A 408-nucleotide genomic window follows, 5' to 3' on the forward strand; every position below is an offset into this window, starting at 1 on the left:
CCAATATGGTTTTACAAATTTGAAATATACCTTCAGATTAGACAAACTGATTTCACTCCCAAACGTTATCGCAACAGTCGCAAACCGCTCAATATCACCGCCAAGGTGCTTCCCTCATGACCGATGACACCCGACGGCAAATTAATATCTCCAACAAAATTCAGTGCTACAAGGATCACGACGACCGCAATAGCAAACGACACGTTTTGCTTTATGACTCGACTGGTTCGACGACCGAGCGAGATGGCGTACGGGATCTTGGAGATATCATCCGCCATCAGCAAAACATTTGCGGTTTCCAGAGCAACATCCGTACCGGCTGCCCCCATGGCAATCCCAACGGAGGCTGTCGCCAATGCCGGCGCATCGTTGACTCCGTCTCCGACCATCGCCACTTTACCGTATTTT

The 408-nt window shown here is 49.3% G+C and carries 1 protein-coding gene; it reads right to left on the reverse strand.

Annotation, left to right across the window (positions count from 1 at the left end; translation table 11 throughout):
- Positions 1 to 65 precede the first annotated feature (65 nt).
- A partial coding sequence (locus AC2JF9_RS09980) for an HAD-IC family P-type ATPase (RefSeq protein WP_500727456.1) occupies positions 66 to 408 on the reverse strand: 343 nt, incomplete at its 5' end.

It is taken from the genome of Lactobacillus sp. C449L (assembly GCF_059900815.1).